At 51.5% G+C, this 19,177-nt stretch carries 19 protein-coding genes; 13 read left to right on the top strand and 6 right to left on the bottom strand.

Annotation, left to right across the window (positions count from 1 at the left end):
* Positions 1 to 28: 28 nt before the first annotated feature.
* The 7 genes from WC959_04015 to WC959_04045 are packed head-to-tail and all read left to right on the top strand — an operon-like array spanning position 29 to position 7,183.
* Entirely contained in the window at positions 29 to 472 is a 444-nt protein-coding gene (locus WC959_04015; protein MFA5688297.1) for a fumarylacetoacetate hydrolase family protein, read from the top strand.
* A complete protein-coding gene (locus tag WC959_04020) occupies positions 453 to 1,538 on the top strand; it encodes a Gfo/Idh/MocA family oxidoreductase (GenBank protein MFA5688298.1) in 1,086 nt (361 codons plus the stop codon). Before WC959_04015 ends, WC959_04020 begins: the two co-directional genes overlap by 20 nt.
* Positions 1,517 to 2,518: a C-terminal binding protein gene (locus WC959_04025; GenBank protein MFA5688299.1), complete on the top strand. Its 1,002-nt coding sequence runs from the start codon at positions 1,517 to 1,519 to the stop codon at positions 2,516 to 2,518. The genes WC959_04020 and WC959_04025 overlap by 22 nt, the downstream gene beginning before the upstream one ends.
* A gap of 1 nt (position 2,519) precedes the next feature.
* A complete protein-coding gene (locus WC959_04030; GenBank protein MFA5688300.1) occupies positions 2,520 to 3,842 on the top strand; it encodes an aspartate aminotransferase family protein in 1,323 nt (440 codons plus the stop codon).
* A gap of 2 nt (positions 3,843 to 3,844) precedes the next feature.
* Positions 3,845 to 5,047, top strand: coding sequence for a M20/M25/M40 family metallo-hydrolase (locus tag WC959_04035; protein ID MFA5688301.1), 1,203 nt, complete (start codon positions 3,845 to 3,847; stop codon positions 5,045 to 5,047).
* 10 nt (positions 5,048 to 5,057) lie between these two features.
* Complete coding sequence (locus tag WC959_04040) at positions 5,058 to 6,092, top strand: alcohol dehydrogenase catalytic domain-containing protein (GenBank protein MFA5688302.1); 1,035 nt, start codon at positions 5,058 to 5,060, stop codon at positions 6,090 to 6,092.
* Between the two features lie 20 nt (positions 6,093 to 6,112).
* Complete coding sequence (locus WC959_04045; protein MFA5688303.1) at positions 6,113 to 7,183, top strand: Gfo/Idh/MocA family oxidoreductase; 1,071 nt, start codon at positions 6,113 to 6,115, stop codon at positions 7,181 to 7,183.
* Between the two features lie 3 nt (positions 7,184 to 7,186).
* Here WC959_04045 and WC959_04050 read toward each other — a convergent pair whose 3' ends face one another.
* From WC959_04050 to WC959_04060, 3 genes are all read right to left on the bottom strand, one after another.
* Positions 7,187 to 8,230 (bottom strand): NAD-dependent epimerase/dehydratase family protein, encoded by a 1,044-nt coding sequence (locus WC959_04050; GenBank protein MFA5688304.1) that lies wholly within the window; start codon positions 8,228 to 8,230, stop codon positions 7,187 to 7,189.
* A 373-nt stretch (positions 8,231 to 8,603) separates the two neighbouring features.
* On the bottom strand, positions 8,604 to 9,146 hold the full coding sequence (locus WC959_04055) for a hypothetical protein (GenBank protein ID MFA5688305.1): 543 nt from the start codon (positions 9,144 to 9,146) through the stop codon (positions 8,604 to 8,606).
* An 11-nt stretch (positions 9,147 to 9,157) separates the two neighbouring features.
* The gene (locus WC959_04060; GenBank protein MFA5688306.1) at positions 9,158 to 9,298 is read right to left on the bottom strand and encodes a hypothetical protein; all 141 of its coding nucleotides are present in this window, start codon (positions 9,296 to 9,298) and stop codon (positions 9,158 to 9,160) included.
* Positions 9,299 to 9,560: 262 nt separating this feature from the next.
* On the opposite strand from WC959_04060, the gene WC959_04065 reads away from it, so the two are divergent.
* The 6 genes from WC959_04065 to dnaG all read left to right on the top strand — a co-directional run bounded on the left by WC959_04065 (position 9,561) and on the right by dnaG (position 16,614).
* Positions 9,561 to 11,948 carry a DNA translocase FtsK gene (locus tag WC959_04065; GenBank protein MFA5688307.1) on the top strand — a complete coding sequence of 796 codons (2,388 nt, stop codon included), beginning with the start codon at positions 9,561 to 9,563 and terminating at the stop codon, positions 11,946 to 11,948.
* A gap of 2 nt (positions 11,949 to 11,950) precedes the next feature.
* Positions 11,951 to 12,445 (top strand): helix-turn-helix domain-containing protein, encoded by a 495-nt coding sequence (locus tag WC959_04070; GenBank protein ID MFA5688308.1) that lies wholly within the window; start codon positions 11,951 to 11,953, stop codon positions 12,443 to 12,445.
* Position 12,446: 1 nt separating this feature from the next.
* Entirely contained in the window at positions 12,447 to 13,040 is a 594-nt protein-coding gene (pgsA, locus tag WC959_04075; GenBank protein ID MFA5688309.1) for a CDP-diacylglycerol--glycerol-3-phosphate 3-phosphatidyltransferase, read from the top strand.
* A 71-nt stretch (positions 13,041 to 13,111) separates the two neighbouring features.
* Positions 13,112 to 14,068 (top strand): hypothetical protein, encoded by a 957-nt coding sequence (locus WC959_04080; protein MFA5688310.1) that lies wholly within the window; start codon positions 13,112 to 13,114, stop codon positions 14,066 to 14,068.
* Between the two features lie 145 nt (positions 14,069 to 14,213).
* Positions 14,214 to 14,879 carry a CvpA family protein gene (locus WC959_04085; protein ID MFA5688311.1) on the top strand — a complete coding sequence of 222 codons (666 nt, stop codon included), beginning with the start codon at positions 14,214 to 14,216 and terminating at the stop codon, positions 14,877 to 14,879.
* Entirely contained in the window at positions 14,851 to 16,614 is a 1,764-nt protein-coding gene (gene dnaG / locus WC959_04090; GenBank protein MFA5688312.1) for a DNA primase, read from the top strand. The genes WC959_04085 and dnaG overlap by 29 nt, the downstream gene beginning before the upstream one ends.
* 119 nt (positions 16,615 to 16,733) lie before the next feature.
* Here the strand turns inward: dnaG and WC959_04095 are convergent, their stop codons facing one another.
* From WC959_04095 to WC959_04105, 3 genes are all read right to left on the bottom strand, one after another.
* Complete coding sequence (locus WC959_04095) at positions 16,734 to 17,360, bottom strand: response regulator transcription factor (GenBank protein ID MFA5688313.1); 627 nt, start codon at positions 17,358 to 17,360, stop codon at positions 16,734 to 16,736.
* An 84-nt stretch (positions 17,361 to 17,444) separates the two neighbouring features.
* A complete protein-coding gene (mazG, locus tag WC959_04100; GenBank protein ID MFA5688314.1) occupies positions 17,445 to 18,239 on the bottom strand; it encodes a nucleoside triphosphate pyrophosphohydrolase in 795 nt (264 codons plus the stop codon).
* A 72-nt stretch (positions 18,240 to 18,311) separates the two neighbouring features.
* On the bottom strand, positions 18,312 to 19,007 hold the full coding sequence (locus WC959_04105) for a hypothetical protein (GenBank protein ID MFA5688315.1): 696 nt from the start codon (positions 19,005 to 19,007) through the stop codon (positions 18,312 to 18,314).
* Between the last annotated feature and the right edge of the window lie 170 nt (positions 19,008 to 19,177).

Genomic DNA, 19,177 nt, shown 5'->3' on the forward strand with positions numbered 1-19,177 from the left:
TTAAGAAAACTGATAAAGGATGTTTTTGATGAAGCTTGGCCAAATTTACGATAAGACCGGACAGATCGTACTGGTTTTACAAAATGAAAGCGCCAAATTACTCTGTTGTTCAGGTGACTCGCTATTGATGAATTTACCTGCAATTAAATTCATAGACGGGAAAAGTTTTGATACGTTTGCATTGCCGAATCAATTTCTAATGTCGGTGAATGAAGTTGGCGATCCTAATAATTTGAGTGTCCGGATGATTCTGGATGGTGACGTCGTGCCGGAGGCGAGCACGAAAATAATGATTCATACCGTGCCGAAACGGGGTGGTTTTTTGTTTCAGAGATCGACGTTGCTTGCTGGAACAATTGTGCTAATGAGAACATCGAAAAGTGTAGATCGGCTCCGAAGTTTAAGAAATTTTTTGCATTCAGCCAACATGGTGATTTCTGAAAAGGAAGGCAATGTCTACGTCGGTTCTTAAAGGCGCTGTGATCGGCCTGCAGCATCTTCATCCGCGCGGCTATATGCCGTTGTTTTGCAGTAACGCCGCCGTTGAAATTACTTGCGCATATGATCCCGACGCAAATATGCTTCAGCAGTTTTGCCGCGATTTTAGATTAACCGGATATACTGATATTGATAAACTGCTGGATCAACAGTCTCCGGATTTCGCGGCCCTGTTTCTTCCTCATTCGGAGTGCGCTGCTGTTGCTGTAAAATGCGCTGAACGCGGTATTCATCTGATGATTGAAAAGCCGATTTCCAATTCATTGACTGGTGCGATGCAAATTGCCGACGTGGTTAAAAAATCTGGAGTAAAAATGACAACTGGTTACTGCTGGCGGTATCACCCGGCAGTTGTTGCGATGAAAGAAATTTTTTCCGGCGGCGGCATTGGAAAACTGGTTTCAATTGAGATGCGATTAGCTGCCGGACGGATCGAGCGCTACATTACCGGCCATTCGGAATGGATGCTGCAAAAAGAAAAATCCGGCGGCGGTCCGATAATGAATCTCGGTGTTCACTGGCTGGATACGGCGGCGTTTATTACCGGCGACAGTATCGCTGAAGTATGCGCACAGAATCTTTTTACATCGTCAGAATATGATATCGAAGAAAGTTCGCTGGTGCTGATGAATTTTGATTCCGGCGCGTCCGGTGTGCTTTCCACCAGCTACATTGTTCCGGATTCATTTCCCGGCGGAAGGGATTTGTATATCGGGTTGCGCGGAACGAAAGGCGTGATGAGTTTCAGTCCCCGTTATGCCGGCGAACAAGGCGGCGGGGCGCATACGGATGTGCTTGAGCTGTACAGCAGTTCCAACGATATGAACGGTGTATCGGCGCAGCAATTTTCTTTTCAACTGGATGCGGTTGACGGTTATTCCGGTGTTCTCGGCAAAGCATATGTCGAAAATTTCACTACGGCGATCCAGCAGGGTGCAATGCCGGAAATAGGGGCGGATGATGCGGTCGCAGTGCTTCAGGTGGTGGATGCTATTTATAAATCAGCAGAGAAAAAACAATGGGAAAAGGTAAAACGGTGAAAGTTATTGTAACGGATTATATTGAACCGGACATGGCGTGGGAAGCGGAGCAGCTGAAAGCGCAGGGCATTGAGTTTGAAGCGCATCAGTTAAAATTCCTGCCGGAAGATGAGGTGCTGGAAAAAGTGCGCGATGCCGATGTGATCGTAGTGAACATGGTGAAGTTTCCGGAATCACTAATCTCACGCTTGGAAAACTGCAAACTGATTATCCGGCACGGCATCGGCTATGACAATGTGGACGTGGACGCGTGCACGAAGTACGGCATCCAGTTTGCGTACCAGCCGGACTACTGCCAGATTGATGTGGCGGAACATGCGATTTCGCTGATCTTTGCCTGCGCGCGCAAAGTATGCCGCAGCCGCAAAACGCTGGATGAATCCAGCCAGTCGGGACAGTGGGATTTCACCGGCCTGTTTCCGATTTACCGGATGGAAGGCAAAACGCTGGGCGTGCTCGGAGTTGGTCGCATCGGTTCGCATGTGGTGCGTAAAATGCAGAGTTTTGGATTCCGCATTATCGGTCACGATCCATATCTGTCTGAAAAACGCCGCGCGGCAATTCAGGGAATCGAGTGGGTGGATAAAGAAGCGCTTTTCAAAGAAGCGGATTTGATCACGGTGCATACGCCGCTTAGGGAGGATACGCGTTATATTGTAAATGCCGAAACACTGGCGCTGATGAAACCGACAGCATGTCTGGTGAATACCTCGCGCGGCGGCATGGTGGATTCGCTGGCGTTAGCAGAAGCGTTGAGCGCCGGAAAAATCGCCTGCGCGGCAATTGATGTTTATGAAGTGGAGCCGCCGGCGCCGGAATTTGAACTGTTTAAACTGGATAATATTATTTTAACGCCGCACATCGGCTGGGCGTCGGAAGAAGCTGGCTGGGAAATCAGAGAAAGTATTCTGGACGACATTCTGGCCGGCTGTGCCGGACGGGATGCTCGCTGCGTGGTAAATGAAATACGGAGAAGCTAAAATGGCACACATAAAAATTAAAACAGAAATTCCGGGACCGAAGAGTTCCGCCCTGCTGGAAAAATGGCATCAGTATGAAGCGGATGTGGTTGGATATCAGGCGCCCGTGGTGTGGGAATCCGGCAAAGGCTGTCTGGTTCATGATGTGGACGGCAACGTGTTCATCGACTGGACATCGGGCGTGCTGGTAACCAATGTCGGGCACTGCCATCCGCATCTGGTCAAGGCAACCAAACGCGCCAGCGAAGATTTATTGAACAACTATGAGTGTGCCAACACCTACCGGATTGAAGCGGCGGAACGCTTAGTGAAAGCACTGCCGGCACATCTGGATAAATGCTTTTTCCTTTCTACCGGCTCGGAAGCGGTGGAAGGCTCATTGCGTTTAATGAAACGCTACACCGGCAAACATGAAATCCTCAGTTTCGGCGGGGGGTTTCATGGGCGCACGCCCGGCGCGGCGGCGGTGGGCGGACTTGCCGGACCGAAAAAGAAATACGGACCGGTCGTGCCCGGCGTGATCCGTGCGCTCTATCCGAATCCGTATCGCGATCCGTGCAGCTTCTGCGACGGTGATCCGGAGTTTACAAAATATTTTGAATATCTGGAGTATGTGATTGCGACCAGCTCCACCGGCTCACTCGCCGGCGTGATTGTTGAGCCGTATCAGGGCGCCGGCGGTTTTGTATTCGCACCGCCGGGCTGGCTGAAAAAACTGCATGAATGGGCGCGTAGCAAAGAACTGCTGTTTACGCTCGACGAAGTGCAGGGTTCGTACGGCCGCACCGGAAAAATGTGGGCGATGGAACACGAAGACGTTCAGCCGGATATTATCACGCTGGGCAAAGGCATCGGCAGCGGTATTACGGTGTCGGCGATTGCATCCACCACCGAAATTTTCGGCTGTCTCGCCAAGGGCGAAATGAGCAGCACCTACGGCGGGAATCCGGTTTCCAGCACAGCGGTCACTGCGGTACTGGATATTTTCGAAAAAGAAAATCTGGTCGAAAATTCCAAAGTCATGGGCGAATACATGAAAGGCAGGCTGCAGGAAATGGCAGCGAGCTGTCCGTATCTCGGCGACGTGCGCGGTATGGGTCTCGTGATGGGACTGGAATTTGTGCGCGATAAACGGACGAAAGAACCGGCGCCGGAATTAATTAAAACGGTGATTGATGAATGCGGACGGCGCGGGCTGCTGGTCGGTTCTGTCGGCATGTACGGCAATGTGCTGCGCGTTGCGCCGCCGCTGGTGATTACCCGCGAACTGGCGGACGAAAGTCTGGCGGTGATGAGTGAAGTACTGAAAGGTTTGAAGCTGTAATTATGAAAAACTCCTCATCCGCTTACGATCGCACTGTGGAATTTCTTTCCGGACTTGTTCAGATTCCCTCGGTTTCCGGGCAGGAAGCCGAAGCAATGGAATGGCTGGCGGAACAGTTCAGCCGGTTTAATGTCACGGTGGAAAAAATTCCCATGTCCAATGCATTGAAATCCGATCCGGACTACAGCAGTCCGGTACCGGATATCTCCTACGATGGACGTTATAATCTGCGCGTTGTGTGCAAAGGGCGAAATTCGCACCGTGCATTGGCGTTCAACGCGCATGTGGATGTTGTGCCGCCGTCTGAAGGCATGGACGATCCGTGGTCGGGAAAAATTGAGGATGGAATTTTATACGGGCGCGGCGCGTGCGATACCAAGGGTCCGCTTTCCACAATTTTCTGTCTGCTGACCATGCTTCAGGAACAGAATAAAACTCCGGAGTGCGATTTGATTTTTCATCTGGTGGTGGAAGAAGAAAACGGCGGAAACGGTTCGCTGGCCATGGTTCGTCACGGTGAAAAGGCGGACGGATGTATCGTGCTCGAACCCACCGAAGGGAAAATTCTCACCTCAATCCGCGGCGCCGTCTGGTTTAATATTGAGTTTACCGGCGTGGCCGGACACAGCGGACAGGCCGGTAAAACCCGCAGCGCACTGTTAACGGCGTGTGATGCTATCAGCGCGCTAACAGACTATCACCGGAATCTGCTGGCGGCATCGAAAGGCATTCCGCTGTTTGATGATTATGAAAATCCGATGCCGATTACGTTCGGCAAACTGATCGCCGGCAACTGGCCGGCGGCCGCGCCGAACCGCGCAACGCTCGAAGGTGTATTAGGATTGCTGCCGAACAAAACCAAAGAAGAAATCTGTGCTGAAATGGAAGCGGCGCTTCTCGGCACCGGCCTGGGTCCGGACGATTTTAAACTGACGTTTACCTACCAGCACGATTGCAGCGTCACCGATCCCGCCGGCGAGCTGCCGCAGCTGCTGCTGGCAAGCTGCCGGCAGCACGGCTTCGATTCTAAAATTGATGCGATGCCGGCGAGCTGCGATGCGTGGCTGTATAACAACATATTAAAGATTCCGACGGTTGTCTTCGGGCCGGGATCACTGTCCGTTGCGCATTCAAAAAATGAGCATATTCAGTTAAAGGAAATTGAACAGGCCGCCGCTGCCATTTTCGACATGGTGGTCAATTAAAAGGAGCGTTATGAAAGCACTCGTAAAAATCGCCAAAGGCATCGGCAATATTGAACTGCGCGAGGTCGACGCACCGCGTCCACAGGACAATGAAGTATTAATCAAAATTGAAGCTTGCGGAATTTGCGGCACAGACATTCATGTGAAGCATGATAATTTTCCGTATTGGCCGCCGGTGATTCTCGGCCACGAATTTACCGGTACGGTGGTAGAAACCGGCAAAGACTGCCGCGTGTTTAAAACCGGCGACCGCGTCGTCGCCGAACCGCACACCAAAGCCTGCGGACACTGCTATTTATGCCGCACCGGCAACATACAAATCTGTCCGGACAAACGCAGTCCCGGCTGGGGCATCGACGGCGGCATGACGGAATACATCTGCTATCCCGAAAAACTGTTGCACCGCATTCCGGAACACATGACATGGGATCAGGCAGTAATGATTGAACCGGTAGCTAACGTCGTAACAGATTTGCTGGAGCGCACGCGCGTGGACGCCGGCGATCTGGTGGTTGTTCAAGGCCCCGGCGCTATCGGATTGCTCGCCGCTATGGTTGCACAAGCCGTCTGTGCGCGCGATGTCGTCATTCTTGGAACACCGGCGGATGCCGGCACCCGTTTTAAAAAAGCGGCGGAACTTGGATTTAAACATCTGGTGAACATTGCTGAAACCGATCCGGTGGATTATGTGATGCAGCTTTCCGGCGGCAAAGGCGCCGATATCGTCGTCGAGTGCAGCGGCGCGCCGAGAGCGATCCCGCTGATCCCGGATCTGTTACGCAAGCAGGGACGGGTTTGCGTGATTGGTTTAACCGGCGGACGGCAGGTTGAGCTGGCGTGGGATAAATTCGCATTCAAGGCGCTGACGGTCGTCTTTAATATGTCCACATTTTATACATCGTGGGATAAGTCGATTGATCTGGTTGCGTCGGGAAGAGTCCGCGCGGAAGAGCTGATCACACACAAGGTAAAACTGGCCGATTGGGAAGGCGCATTCGCTGCTGTGGAAAATCTTGAGGCGATCAAAGCAGTGCTGACTCCATGATATTATTGTGAGGAAATAAGATGAAAAAAACAGTAGGGTTTGGAGTTGTCGGTGCCGGTTTAATTGCACCGTTTCATTTGAATGCGGTTAAAGATTCTGCTGGCGGAAAAGCCGTTGGTATTTTTGATATTGACCTTGATCGCGCCAGAAAAATTGCGGAGCAGTTCGGCATCAAGGCCTACCGTTCTCTGGTGGAAATGCTGGTAGATGATAAAATTCAGGTAGTTTGTGTGGCAACACCGAATCATCTACATCACGATATCGTTATTGCCGCTGCCGAAGCCGGAAAACATGTGTTAACGGAAAAACCGCCGGCAATGAGTCTGGCGGAAACTGACGAAATGATTGCCGCGTGTGAAAAGGCGGGAGTGAAATTCGGGTGTTTTGTTCAGTGCCGGATTCGCAAAGCGATCAAAGCGATGAAATTCGCGGTGGAAAAGGAACGGTTCGGCAAACTGTTACGTGCTGATGCCTATATGAAATGGTACCGGCCGCCGGAATATTACACCGCTTCCGGCTGGCGCGGAAAACAGGAATCCGGCAGTGGTGTCACTGTGGCGCAGGGTTTTCATTATATCGATTTGTTACAACATCTCGCCGGTCCGGCAATTCAACTGGAAGCGAAAATGAACAATCTGAATCATCCTGATATTTCTCTTGAAGATGATGCGATTGCTTTTGTGAATTATGCCAATGGTGCACAGGGCGTTATTCAACTTTCTACTGCACTGTGGCCGGGGACAGATATCCGGATTGAACTGAATGGCACAGATGGCACTGCCATCATGTCCGGCGAAGTAATGCAATGCTGGAAGTTTAAAGAGGAACAGCCGGAAGATGTCGATATTCGCAAAATCGGGAATGCCGCTCAGGCGACTGGAGCCGGCGGTGCGGCTGATTTCGGGCATGTCGATCACACCGTGGTGGTTCAGGATATGATTAATTGTATCGATACCGCCAAAGATGTAGTCATTCCGGTAAAATCAGTGCGCCCGACTCTGGAAATTGTTTTAGCGATGTATCAGTCCGCTTACCGGAAAGCGTCAGTGCAGTGGCCGATTTTTGATGATCCAGAGGTTTGGAAAAATTAACGGCTAAAATTTTCCATTGCGGACCTCAAACTTAGTGGGCTTTCCGAGCGTCTCGCCGCCGTTTTTCAGCCAGTCAGCGATCCATGGAATCATTTGTTCTGAGGTCAGAGAGGGTTTCCCGAAATGATCAAACGCCTTCTGTGAATTATTCAACCAAGCTGTATCTTGTTCTACGCCGGTAAATATCGGATTGACATCAAAAAGTTTCCCAAATGTAATAGCGGTTTCCCTGATGGAGAGTATTTCTTCGCCGGTGATATTTAAAATATCTGCCGGGCTTTTTGCTAGATTGATTGATGCAATAATATATGAAAGTGCATCGCCTTGCCAGATGCAGTTAAAGCGATTCATGCTGATATCAATTGGCTGGCGATGAAGAACTTTCTGGGCAATATCGACTAACACGCCGTAACGCATTTCTACTGAATAAGTTAACCGGATAAGTATAGTTCGTAATCCTGATTTTTCCGATGCATCGCAGAACGCTTTTTCTCTGCCCCGGCAGGACTCAGCATAGCCGCTTTCTGATGCAGTCTCTCCATCTTCGGTTGATCCGGCCGAAGTCACCGGCACAAATGAATAAACACAGCCAGTGGATAGTGCAGCAATTCTGGAATTTTTAAATCGCTGCGTCACCAGTCCCGGCATTTCAACATTCATTTTATGTAGCAGTTCCGGTTTATCACTGGCGCCGAATTTTACTCCTGCCATAAACCAGAGATTTTCAGCATCTGGTAATTTTTCCAGTTGTACTGTATCGCTTAGATCGCAGGTAATTGTTTGTATTCCGTTTTTCTTAAACCAGCGTTTTGAGTCAGGGGAAGAAAACCGGGACACAGCAATCACCCGATTTGATTTTCCCGCTTGTTCAAAACAGCGCTTCAGCATCAAACAGAGGTGCGGCCCCATTTTTCCAGAGGCACCCAGAACAAGAACGTCATCATCTAAATTTCCGGCGGTATCAAGCGCACATATACCCGGGCGGGAAATAAAACTATCCAGTGTATTTTTTGTAAAAGGAGTATTCATAATCCACGTATCAATCAATAAGTAACTTAATAGTTACGGCGCGGATTAACTGCAACACAAATTTTTGATTATTTTTCGTTTTGCATATAGCCGCGTGTCTGAAAAAATTATTTGCGACCTGATAAAACCACCGAGTGTAAGTCCCGAGGGTGCCCCGGGGACTGATTTAACCGATGAAATCCGCGTGGCGGAATATCTGCAATCAATGATGATGCCTTGGTGAAATTGATGGATACGCAACTGGGGCATCCTCCTGATTGCGTCGTTTAAACTACGCGCCGGCGAATTGCATTTGCACTGCCATCTAGTGCCGGTATAACCGTTCCGTCGTTTGCCGCTGAATTACGTGACGGCTACATCTACGGATATGGTGCGTGCGACACAAAACACCTCACCATCGTAATCGCGACGTTGCTGACATCAATCGCTTTAGGTGAACGCACTTCATCCGGTACCGGTTATCAATTCCATAAGCGCCGGCAACGACACGGCATTCCCGTCCGGGTTCATCCTGCGCTGCTGCAAATTGCCGGACTGTTTCAATTTGCTGAATCAGTTCCGGATTAAAGTTGCGGATATTAGCCATTTCGAATTCATCAATATAATGCTCCAGCCTGGCCGCGTGATCTGTTTCTTTTAATTTATCCGTTAACACCCGGGTTAATCCGGCATAATCGACCTGTTCGAGAATTTGAAATGTTTTCAGAAAACGACCAAGTCGATGGGTTGAAACAAACAACCGCTGTTGTCCTGAGCGCGCAAGCAGAGAATAAAACCGGGCTCGTTTTTCTTCTGTGTCTGCGACGGCGTCAGCAATATTTTGTTTTGCCTTAACAACAATTTTTTTTACGCGCCGGTTTTTTACAATCCAGCCTGCGCCGCCCGCAGCCCCGGCGATACCGGCGCAAATACCGGCACATAGTTTTGCATTCATCCCGTTTCTCCTTATCTTAATTTTCCCGACCGCGACTTCTTCATCCGCACTCCGTTAAACGGCTCTTTTTTACGCATGTGCCGCAGCTCTTTTTTCTCGATGGCAATAAGCTCCAGAATCGGCAGTGGAAAATTTTTCAGGTGTGCCGGCATATATCTTCTCCTGTTTGAGTTGTTTTTTGGACGGCAGTATATGCAGAGATGAATGACACAGCGTGTCACTGGAAAAACTTTTTCAAATAATTTCGCGAACCGGAAAAAGGTGAAAATCCTGTCGATCCTGTAAGTCCTGTCAAAAAACGGTATCCGTTTATCTCTGTGATACTCGCAAGGATGAGACATTGAGATTTGACTTTTAACTTTTTCCTTCAAATTTCAGGTTTTATTTTCCTCTTCTCTTCTTATAATCACGCAAATGGCAAAAAAACGTTCTAAAGAAGATGACGTGCCGGTACGCTCGCCGCGTCGCGAGATGATCGGAGTGATTCTGCTGGCGCTGTGTTTGATGAGTTTTCTCAGTGTATTTTCGTTTAATCCGAATGACATCAGCCTGCTGTGCAGCCCGCCGGCGTCGCCGCCGCATAATCTGATCGGCCCGTTCGGCGCATGGTTTGCCTATTTCGGACTGCTGCTGTTCGGCGCCGGTGGCTGGCTGGTTCCGTTTATTTTATTAACCGGCGGGCTGCTGATGACGTTCCGTTCGTACGAACGCATCTGGCCGGTCTGGACATGGCTGTTTATCAGCTTAACGGCGCTCGCCGGCTTTTTTGAATATCAGCCGGCGCTTTGGAGCGGACTGGTTGCGCGGTATAATCTCGGCACACCCGGCGGACTGATTGGAAATCTGCTGGCTGTGCGCACGCTCGGATTGTTAATCGGCCGCACCGGCGCCGGTGTCGTTTTTACAGCAATCATTATTCTGGCGCTGCTGCAGCTCACCGGTATGCACCCCTTCACACCGTTTGTTTTTGTCTGGAAACAAATCCGCGGCGTGCTGCGCCGGAACGGGCGGGATAACGACGAGGTTTTAACGACTGGGAAAAAACCGGTGAAACAGCGGCGTGAAAAAATTAAAACAATACCGGCAGAAGAACTTTTTATACCGGCGCCGGAACCTGAGCCTGTACCGGCAAAGCCGAAAAAACCGTTACGCGACGTATTAAAGCCGGTAGCGGTGCCGCAAGAGAAATCAAGCGACGAGGCCGGCGGCGCGAGTGTTAATATCGCGTCGGGCGCTGATCAGTCCGGCTATCAGCTGCCGCCGGTCAGTCTGCTTGACGAACTGCTGCCGCTGGATCAGCGTACCGCACAGGAAAATACGATCGAAAAAGCAGCAATTCTGCAACGGACGCTGGAACAGTTTAGTGTAGAAGGCGCGGTGACGCATGTTGAAACCGGTCCAACGGTAACGTCGTATGAAATTACCCCGGCGGAAGGCGTACGCGTTGAAAAAATTTCATCGCTCGAACGCAATATCGCACTTGCTCTGAAAGCGCAGAGCATCCGTATTCAGGCGCCGATTCCCGGTAAAGGCGCGGTAGGAATTGAGGTGCCCAATGCAAAAGGTTCCGCAGTATATTTGCGCGAACTGGCAGAAAGTCCGGCGTTTCATAACCCGGATATCACGCTGCCGCTGGCACTCGGCAAAGACGTCAGCGGGAAGATGGTGGTCGGCGATCTGGCGAGTATGCCGCACATGCTGATTGCCGGGGCGACCGGCGCCGGAAAAACGGTGTGTATGAACTCGCTGCTCACCGGACTGCTGCTGTCGTGCACACCGGAACAGATGCGGCTGATTCTGGTCGACCCGAAAACATTTGAATTTCAGGCGTATGAAAATCTGAAACATCTCGTGGTGCCGATCATCACCGACGCAAAGAAAGTCACGCTCGGTCTGCGCTGGGCAATTAAGGAGATGGAAAAACGGTATGCCCTGTTTAAAAAGCTGAAAGTGCGCGACATTAAGGGATTTAACAACCGCGCGATCGAGCAGCAGGCGGATCTGTTCGGTGAAACCGCACTGGAAAACAGAGCGCCGGCAGAAAAAGAGAATATTCCGGCAAAACTGCCGTATATCGTCATCGTGATTGATGAGCTGGCGGAACTGATGGGCGTTGCACAGCAGGAAATCGAGCCTTGTATCGTGCGCCTCGCGCAGCTTTCACGCGCGGCCGGAATTCATATGATTCTCGCCACGCAGCGTCCGTCGGTAAACGTTATTACCGGAACCATTAAAGCGAATATTCCGGGACGGATCGCATTCCGGGTTAACCAGGGGAACGACAGCCGCACGATTCTGGATACTGTCGGCGCCGAAAAACTGCTTGGCAAAGGCGATATGCTTTTCCTGCCGCCGGGTAAGCCGAAACCGGTGCGTTTACAGGGAACGTGGACGAGCGACGCCGAACTGCACCGCGTCACCGATTTCATCCGCCAGCAGGGCACGCCGGAATTCATCACCGAAATTACGCAGAAGATGGAAGACAGCAAGGCGGAACTGCCGGCAATGGATGCGGACGACGGGATGCTTGAGGCCGCAATCGAAGTGCTGCGCCAAACCAAACGCGCGACGACTTCGTCGCTGCAGCGCCGCCTGAAAATCGGTTACAACCGCGCCGCCAACCTCATGGAAGTGCTCGAACAAAAAGGAATTATCGGGCCGCCGACGGAAACCGGACCGCGCGATATTCTGGTTGATCTCGACGGTGAAATTCCGGACAATGAGGGTGCAGTGCCGCCGGTGGAGGGTGATGCCGGCGGTGAACCGGCGGAAGCAGCGGAGGTAGATCCGCAGGAGGAATAACCATGGCAAGCATCGGAGAGACGTTTAAGGCTGCGCGCATCGCCAAAGGGGTCAGCGAATCTGAAGCCGGCGCCGCGACGAAAATTCTGACGAAAATGATTGTTTCGATAGAAGCTGACGATTTTTCCGGTATTGCTGCGCCGATGTATGCGCGCGGCTTTATCCGCATATACGCCAAATATCTTGAAATTGACCCTGACCCGCTGCTGGCGGAATATAATGAAAAATTTATCCATGAAACCGGCGGTGCACCGGAACCGTATGATGATGAAGAAAAAAAATATTCATCGCTGCCGTTCGACCCGCGCATCGTCGCCGGCGCAATCGCCGGCATTATTGTTCTGATCGTGCTCATTGCCAGCATTACCAACTGCATCCGCCGCCGCGCACCGGAAAAAACCGCCGCCGCGCACCAGACGAAAAACGCCAGGGTCCTGCTCAACGAGCCCCTGCCCGATCTTTACCTCATCGACCGTGAAACCATTGAACAGAAATAATATGGAAAAAAACAATCAATCGGCAATCGACAATCGCCAATCGGCAATTATCAATCCCCCCAACATCCTCACTCTCAGCCGTTTCGTGTTCGCGATCCTGTTCATGGTTTGTTTGAGTGTTCCATTTTCCGGCGCAACGATTATCGCATTAATTTTATTTGCCGTCGCCGCACTCACCGACGCACTTGACGGATATCTTGCGCGCAAAATTTACGGCTGCACCGATTTCGGGAAGCTGATGGATCCGCTTGCCGACAAAGTGCTCACCGCCGCCGCATTCATCGGCTTCGCCGGACTTAGACTGATGCCCGCATGGATGGTCACACTGATTATTTCACGCGAAATGATGGTTACCGGCCTGCGCCTGCTTGCCGCCGAAAAAGGTGTTGTGCTCGCCGCCGGCGCGTGGGGCAAGCATAAAACCGTCTGGCAGATGGTCTATATCATCGCTGTTCTGATAGCCCGGCCATTCGGCGTTTTGACACAAAAAACATGCTGCACCGCAAACTGGACTTTCGCCTTCGCCGTCACGGGCATCACCCTCTGGAGCGGCATTGTTTATTTCCGCGAAAATTTTTCTTTATTGAAAAAGTAAACGCGCCGCCCCCGGCGTGTTATGAATAAACAGGAATATTTTCAGAGCAGTTTAGTTTTTCAGGAATTTGTATGTCTACAGCACGAGAAGAGAGTTGGCAGATTAAACGGCGCGCCGATGTGTGCGCCGGCACGAATGAACCGTTTAAAGACGGCGACGAATTTATGACGCGTCTGCTGTTTATCGACGGTGAATATGTCCGCGAAGATTACAGTCTGACGTGGTGGAACGAAAATAATCCCGAGCGCGGTATCAGTGCGTGGAAAAGTATGTTCCGCCTGCCGCCGGCGCCGGAAGAGCCGGTAAAAAAAGAAAATGCGGAATCGCTGTTGCGTAAGATGGTAGCGAAGGAGGATGCAGACGATACGAATGCAATTTATATTCTCGCGGTGATGCTGGAACGTAAAAAAATTCTGGTCGAAAAAGATATACAGATGCGCGACGACAAAACGAAAGTCCGCGTTTACGAACATAAAAAAACCGGCGACACATTTTTGATTGTCGATCCGGAGCTGAAACTCGCCGAAATTGAACAGGTTCAGGAAGAAGTCGTTGGATTGCTCGGCGGTAAGCCGCCGAAAACCGCAACGGTGATTTACTTTGAAATGGTTCTGCACGCGCTGGTGGAAAAACATAAAAAAATTCTATTTCCGAAAAAACCGGTCGGTGGCGAAGAAGGCATTGTACAGAAACTCGCGGCATCGTTTTTTGCACTGCTCGCCGGCAAAAAAAGTCCGTGGTGGGAAGAGTCGAATAAAGTTTTTAACCGTTTTGAAGATTCCGAAACGTGGGGACCGGCAGTCACTGAATACCGCGATCTGATTGAACGCATCCCGCAGGAAGTCCGTTTTCAAGGACTCGGAAAACCGGCGCTGGCCAAGGCACTCGAAACACTCGCACTGCAAGAACCGGCAGAAATTACCGAAACCGAAGTTCTCGAGGCATTTAACATCGATGATCCGCGCATCATTGAACTGCGTGAGAAATTTCTCGCCGCAGTTCAAGCCGCTGCGACATATAATTCATAAAAAGGACATACGGCCTAAAAGGTATATTATATGCTGCCGGTTAAGCGCTGAAAACTCATATAGATACTTCCGGTAAATCCGGGAGTATCTATGTTAAAATTAATTATGATTCCAATTTTACGCCGGTGCGTGTTATAAATGCGGCATGTCTCTGACGGATGGTTTTTTGTGGGTCGATATCGCCCTGGCGGTGCTGGTGCTGCTGTTTTTTCTGAACGGATTGCGGCGCGGGCTGTGCCGTGAACTGGCGCATATCCTTACGTTTGCGGCATTGATTGCCGGTTTCTGCTTTTTCTACGCGCCAATCACAGAATTCGCTGCCTGCCACTGTACATTTGTTGCGCTGGAACATATTCACATCGCCGTGCCGGTCATGATGCTGAGTGCTGCGCTTGTCGTATACATTCTGATCTGGCTGTGCCTGCGCGCACTGCTTTGTCCGTTCCTTGATTTTCTCGGTGAAAAATTTCTCGGCGGAATCGTCGGCGCAGCGCGCGGCGCGGTTTTCGGATTAGTTATTATTGCGGCACTGACGCTCGTGCAGATTCCGGCGGTGCAGGAAGCTGTCGTCGATAAATCGGTAATCGGCTGCTGGGTTGAAAATACCATCACGCCGTGGCTCAAAGAAACCGTCACAATGCCGGAAACCGGCTGCGGTGATTTTCCGCTGCCGCTGGAATTTTATCGCCGGAAAAATACAGATGAAGCTGCCGGCCTCACGCAAACAAACACACCGCCGGGAAATACTCCGGCGTCCGCCAATCAGCAATCGACAATCAACAATGACAATGGTCCCCAGAGAACTGATTGAAGAAATCCGCGCGCGCAACGATATTGCCGAAGTCATCGGGTCCTATCTGCCGTTGCGCAGCGCCGGTACGCGCTTCAAAGTCAACTGTCCGTTTCATAAAGAAAAAACGCCGTCGTTCACGGTGAGTCCCGACCGGCAGATTTACCACTGCTTCGGCTGCGGCGCCGGCGGCGATGTGATCCGCTTCATCCAGGAATATGAAAAGGTCGATTTTATGACGGCGCTGCGCATGCTCGCTGATCGCGTTGGAGTTGAACTCACTGTGGCAGAGAGCAGCGATGAAACCGGTGCGAATCGCCGTAAACTTTTTCAAATTCATGAAAGCGTCGCACAGCTCTATCGAAAAATTTTAACCGACCATCCTGAAGGTGCCGCCGGCCGCGACTATCTTGCCGCGCGCCGGTTAACCGGTCAGATCGCCGAAGATTTTCAAATCGGCTTTGCGCCGGACCGTTTCGATGCACTTGAAAAATGGGCGGCGCAGAAAAAAATTCCATTTGAACTCATGGAACAGGCAGGACTGATGATTCAGTCCGGCAAACACGCCGGAAGTTTTTACGACCGTTTCCGCAACCGCCTCATGTTTCCCGTCCGCGACGAGACCGGACGCGTAATCGGCTTCAGCGGCCGCGCCGTCAATCCGGATGAAAAAGGGGGTAAATACGTCAACAGCCCCGAAACACCGCTGTTTCATAAAAGCCGCGTGCTGTTCGCCATCGACAAAGCGCGGCGCGCGATGGTCGACAAACGTACTGCGATTGTGGTTGAAGGTCAGCTCGACGCCATCCGCTGTCACGAGGCCGGAATGAATAACACCGTTGCCTCGCAGGGAACCGCACTCACATCCGACCATGCGCGTATGATCCGGCGCTATGCTGACGAAGTCATTTTAATGCTTGATGCCGACAGCGCCGGACAAAAAGCAGCGCTGCGTTCATCCGAAGCATTCATCGCCGAAGAACTCAGTGTGCGTGTGGCATCACTGCCCGCCGGTGAAGATCCTGATTCGCTGATTCGCAATCAGGGTGCCGATGTTTTTATGGCACACATTCATGCTGCCGTTCCGGCGATTGATTTTCTGATTAACGTAATGAGCGCGCAGGAAAACCTGAACAACGAAGCCGGACTCATGCGCACCGCGCGCGCCGTACAGGCATTAATCGCCCGGGCGCCCGGCGCCGTTCAGCGCGATCGCATGGTGCAGACAGCATCGGAACGGCTGAATCTTTCGCCGGCGGCGCTGCGCCGCGACCTCGCGCATAAAAAACAAACATTGCGGCGCCCTGCAGCGGAAACGGCCGGCAGCGCCCTGCCCGCGCCGGAACATTATCCGGACAACGAAACAGCGCTGCTGGAAATTTTAATATTTCATTATGACGCTGCATTTACAGTGGTTGCCGATCATCTGCCGCCGGATTTTTTCTCTCATCCTGACTGCCGCTTATTATTCGAACTGCTGCTGGATTACGGCGCGGCGTTTATGGATCAGATTCCGCCGGAACGCACCGGCGCACAACGGCTCGCCGCACGGCTGCAGGCCGGAGAAACAAAAATTCGCGGCGGAAACGATGATCATGCCAAAGCCGCACAGGATATCGTCATGGCGCTTTGGCGCAAAGCGCTTAAACACCGGCGGCAGACTCTGCCCGCCGGTCCGGCAACAATGGAAATTACACTCCAGCTTAAACAGCTCGACTTCGGTTGGGAACATGCCGTCAGTTTTATGGTTGTCTGAAATGCAGCTGATTTAAAAAATAGAAAATTATCTCTGCCGCTTAATTTATTGTATTCATGATTGCACGCGCGGCGGGCATTAACCGCGATTCCGGTGCGGCCAATGAAAACGAAATCGTTCTAGTTGCGCTGGTCCATCACCCGCTGAACAGCGCGCTGGACAAGCTCAGTCCCGTTAGAAAGTCCCAGTTTGACTTTGATACGTGCGCGGTAGGTTTCAATTGTTTTTATACTCAGTCCCATTGCGCCGGCAATTTCTGCAGTATTCTGACCGTGCCCAATGCGTTCGAATACGTCCAGTTCGCGGTCGCTCAGTTTTTCTACCGGGTTGGAGTAACATGAGACACGCCGGTGAAAGTTTTTCATGATTTTCTGCTTCACGGATTCACTGGCGTACACACCGCCATTGAAAATCTCGCGAAAGGCATCAATCAGTTTTGCCGGCGGCGCGTCTTTACCAACGTACCCGCTCGCACCGGCACGGAGCACGCGTTCCGCATAGAGCATTTCGTCCTGCATTGAAAGAACCAGTGTCTTGATGCCGGGAAAGCGCGCTGAGATGTCTTTAACAAGATCAAGACCGGAGTCTTTTCCGAGAGAAAGATCAACCAGAACCAGGTCCGGCGACAGCCGGGCACAAAGTTCGACAGCATGAGCACGGCTTTCTGATTCGCCGCAAACGACAAATTCAGGTTCCTGCTCAACGTAATCACGCAGTCCCTTGCGAATAAACGCGTGGTCATCCACAATCAGGATTTTCTTCCTCTCTGGAGGGGTTGCAAACATCCGTAAATTATATGATAAAAACCGCTTGTCCCTACAACCACAATCTCAACTTTTCTCTGACTCTTTAACAGCATTCCAGACGGCGTCCAGTTCTGCCGGCGCACACTCTTCCGGTTTTTTTCCGGCGGCATTCAACCGGGCTTCGAGCGCCTGAAACCGGCGCATAAATTTTGCAATGTTTTCGTTGAGCACCTCTTCGGCATCGAACCCGAGGTAACGCACCAGATTGACGGCAGAAAAAATTAAATCGCCAAGCTCTTCTTTGAGCGCTGCCGGATTCCCGGCAGCCAGCGCCGCTTTCACTTCCGCCAGCTCCTCTTCGAGCTTGGCGGCCACGTCGGCAACACCGTCCCACTCAAAACCGGCGCGCGCTACGCGCTTCTGCGCCAGCGCCGCTTTCATCAGCGCCGGCAGGTGGCGCGGAATGCCGGCGACAAGCGATCGCGGTGTATCACCGCCTTTTTCGGTTTTTTTAATCACTTCCCAGTTTTTCAGCACTTCGCCGGATGTATCCGCCTGTACAGTACCGAAAACATGCGGATGGCGCCGGACGAGTTTATCGCCGATGCCTGTAACGACGTCATTAAAGTTGAATGCACCCTCTTCGTCGCAGATTTGCGCCTGAAAAACAATCTGCAGCAGCAGATCGCCGAGCTCCTCACACAGCAGACTCCGGTCGCCGGAATCCATCGCGTCAATTGTTTCGTATGTTTCTTCAACCAAATTTGAGCGCAGCGATTCAATCGTCTGTTCACGATCCCACGGACAGCCGTCCGGCGCGCGCAGCCGGCGCATAATGTTCAGCAGACGTTCAACTGGATTGGTGGAGTTAATGCTCAATGTTCAATTCCTGATATCCAGAGAACAGTGATCAATGAACATTAAATATTGAAAATTGAACATTGATAACTGTTACCGGCGCGTAACCAGCGCTATAATCTCTTTCGCCGGAACATCGCCGAGCGATTCAAGAATAAATTTTGCGCCGGAAAAATCTTCAAAATTCGTATACTCGTCCGGCACGGCAATACAGGTCGCCGCCGCCGTCAATGCGCCCTTGCAGGCGGTCTGCGAGCTTACCGCCGCAATCGCCGGCAGTGTCTCCTGATTACGGACTTTCAGCATGCGCAGCCAGTGATCCGCGCGCGGAAATGCACCGTCTGTCACATCAAATGCTTCCAGCTCGACGCCCATTTCATCCAGCCCGAGGCGCTTCATTAATGTTTCCGCCGCTTCCTCCGGCCACGCCGACATCGCCACGACCTGAATATTTTTAGACTGCGCTTCTTTAATCAGTGGCGGAAGCGCCTTATTCAGTTCCGCCTTTTCAGCAAAAAACTGCGCCATAGCCTCTTCCGCCGCTGCAATCAATTCCTCCGTTCCGGCGGCCTCTTTGCCGGCCGCTTTCAGCAGTTCCGGAATCAGCGCTGCCGGCCGGCCGGCGGCGCCGGTGCGTCCGAAAGAAACCGGCGTTACATCCACCCTGCCCGCCAGCGCTTTTTTCACCGCATCAAACAGCGCTGCGCGTCCAGTTGTCGCAATATATTCCAGTTCAAAAAACAGCACTTCGCGCGGCGAAGCCTTGGGTGTCACATTATTTTTGTCCATACTTCTGCTCCTGAAGAAATCTTTCCCTCTTAAAAAATAAGTGCATAGTGTATGTGTCGCGCTGCCCGCCGTCAAGTCTGCGGAATTCCGGTGCAGAGGCGATCTTTTTTGCGCATTTTTGTGTACAGAAATTTCCACGCAGAGCCGCAGAGCTTTTCAACATCCATTCA

The organism is Kiritimatiellales bacterium (genome assembly GCA_041656295.1).
Taxonomy (GTDB): Bacteria; Verrucomicrobiota; Kiritimatiellia; order Kiritimatiellales; family Tichowtungiaceae; genus Tichowtungia.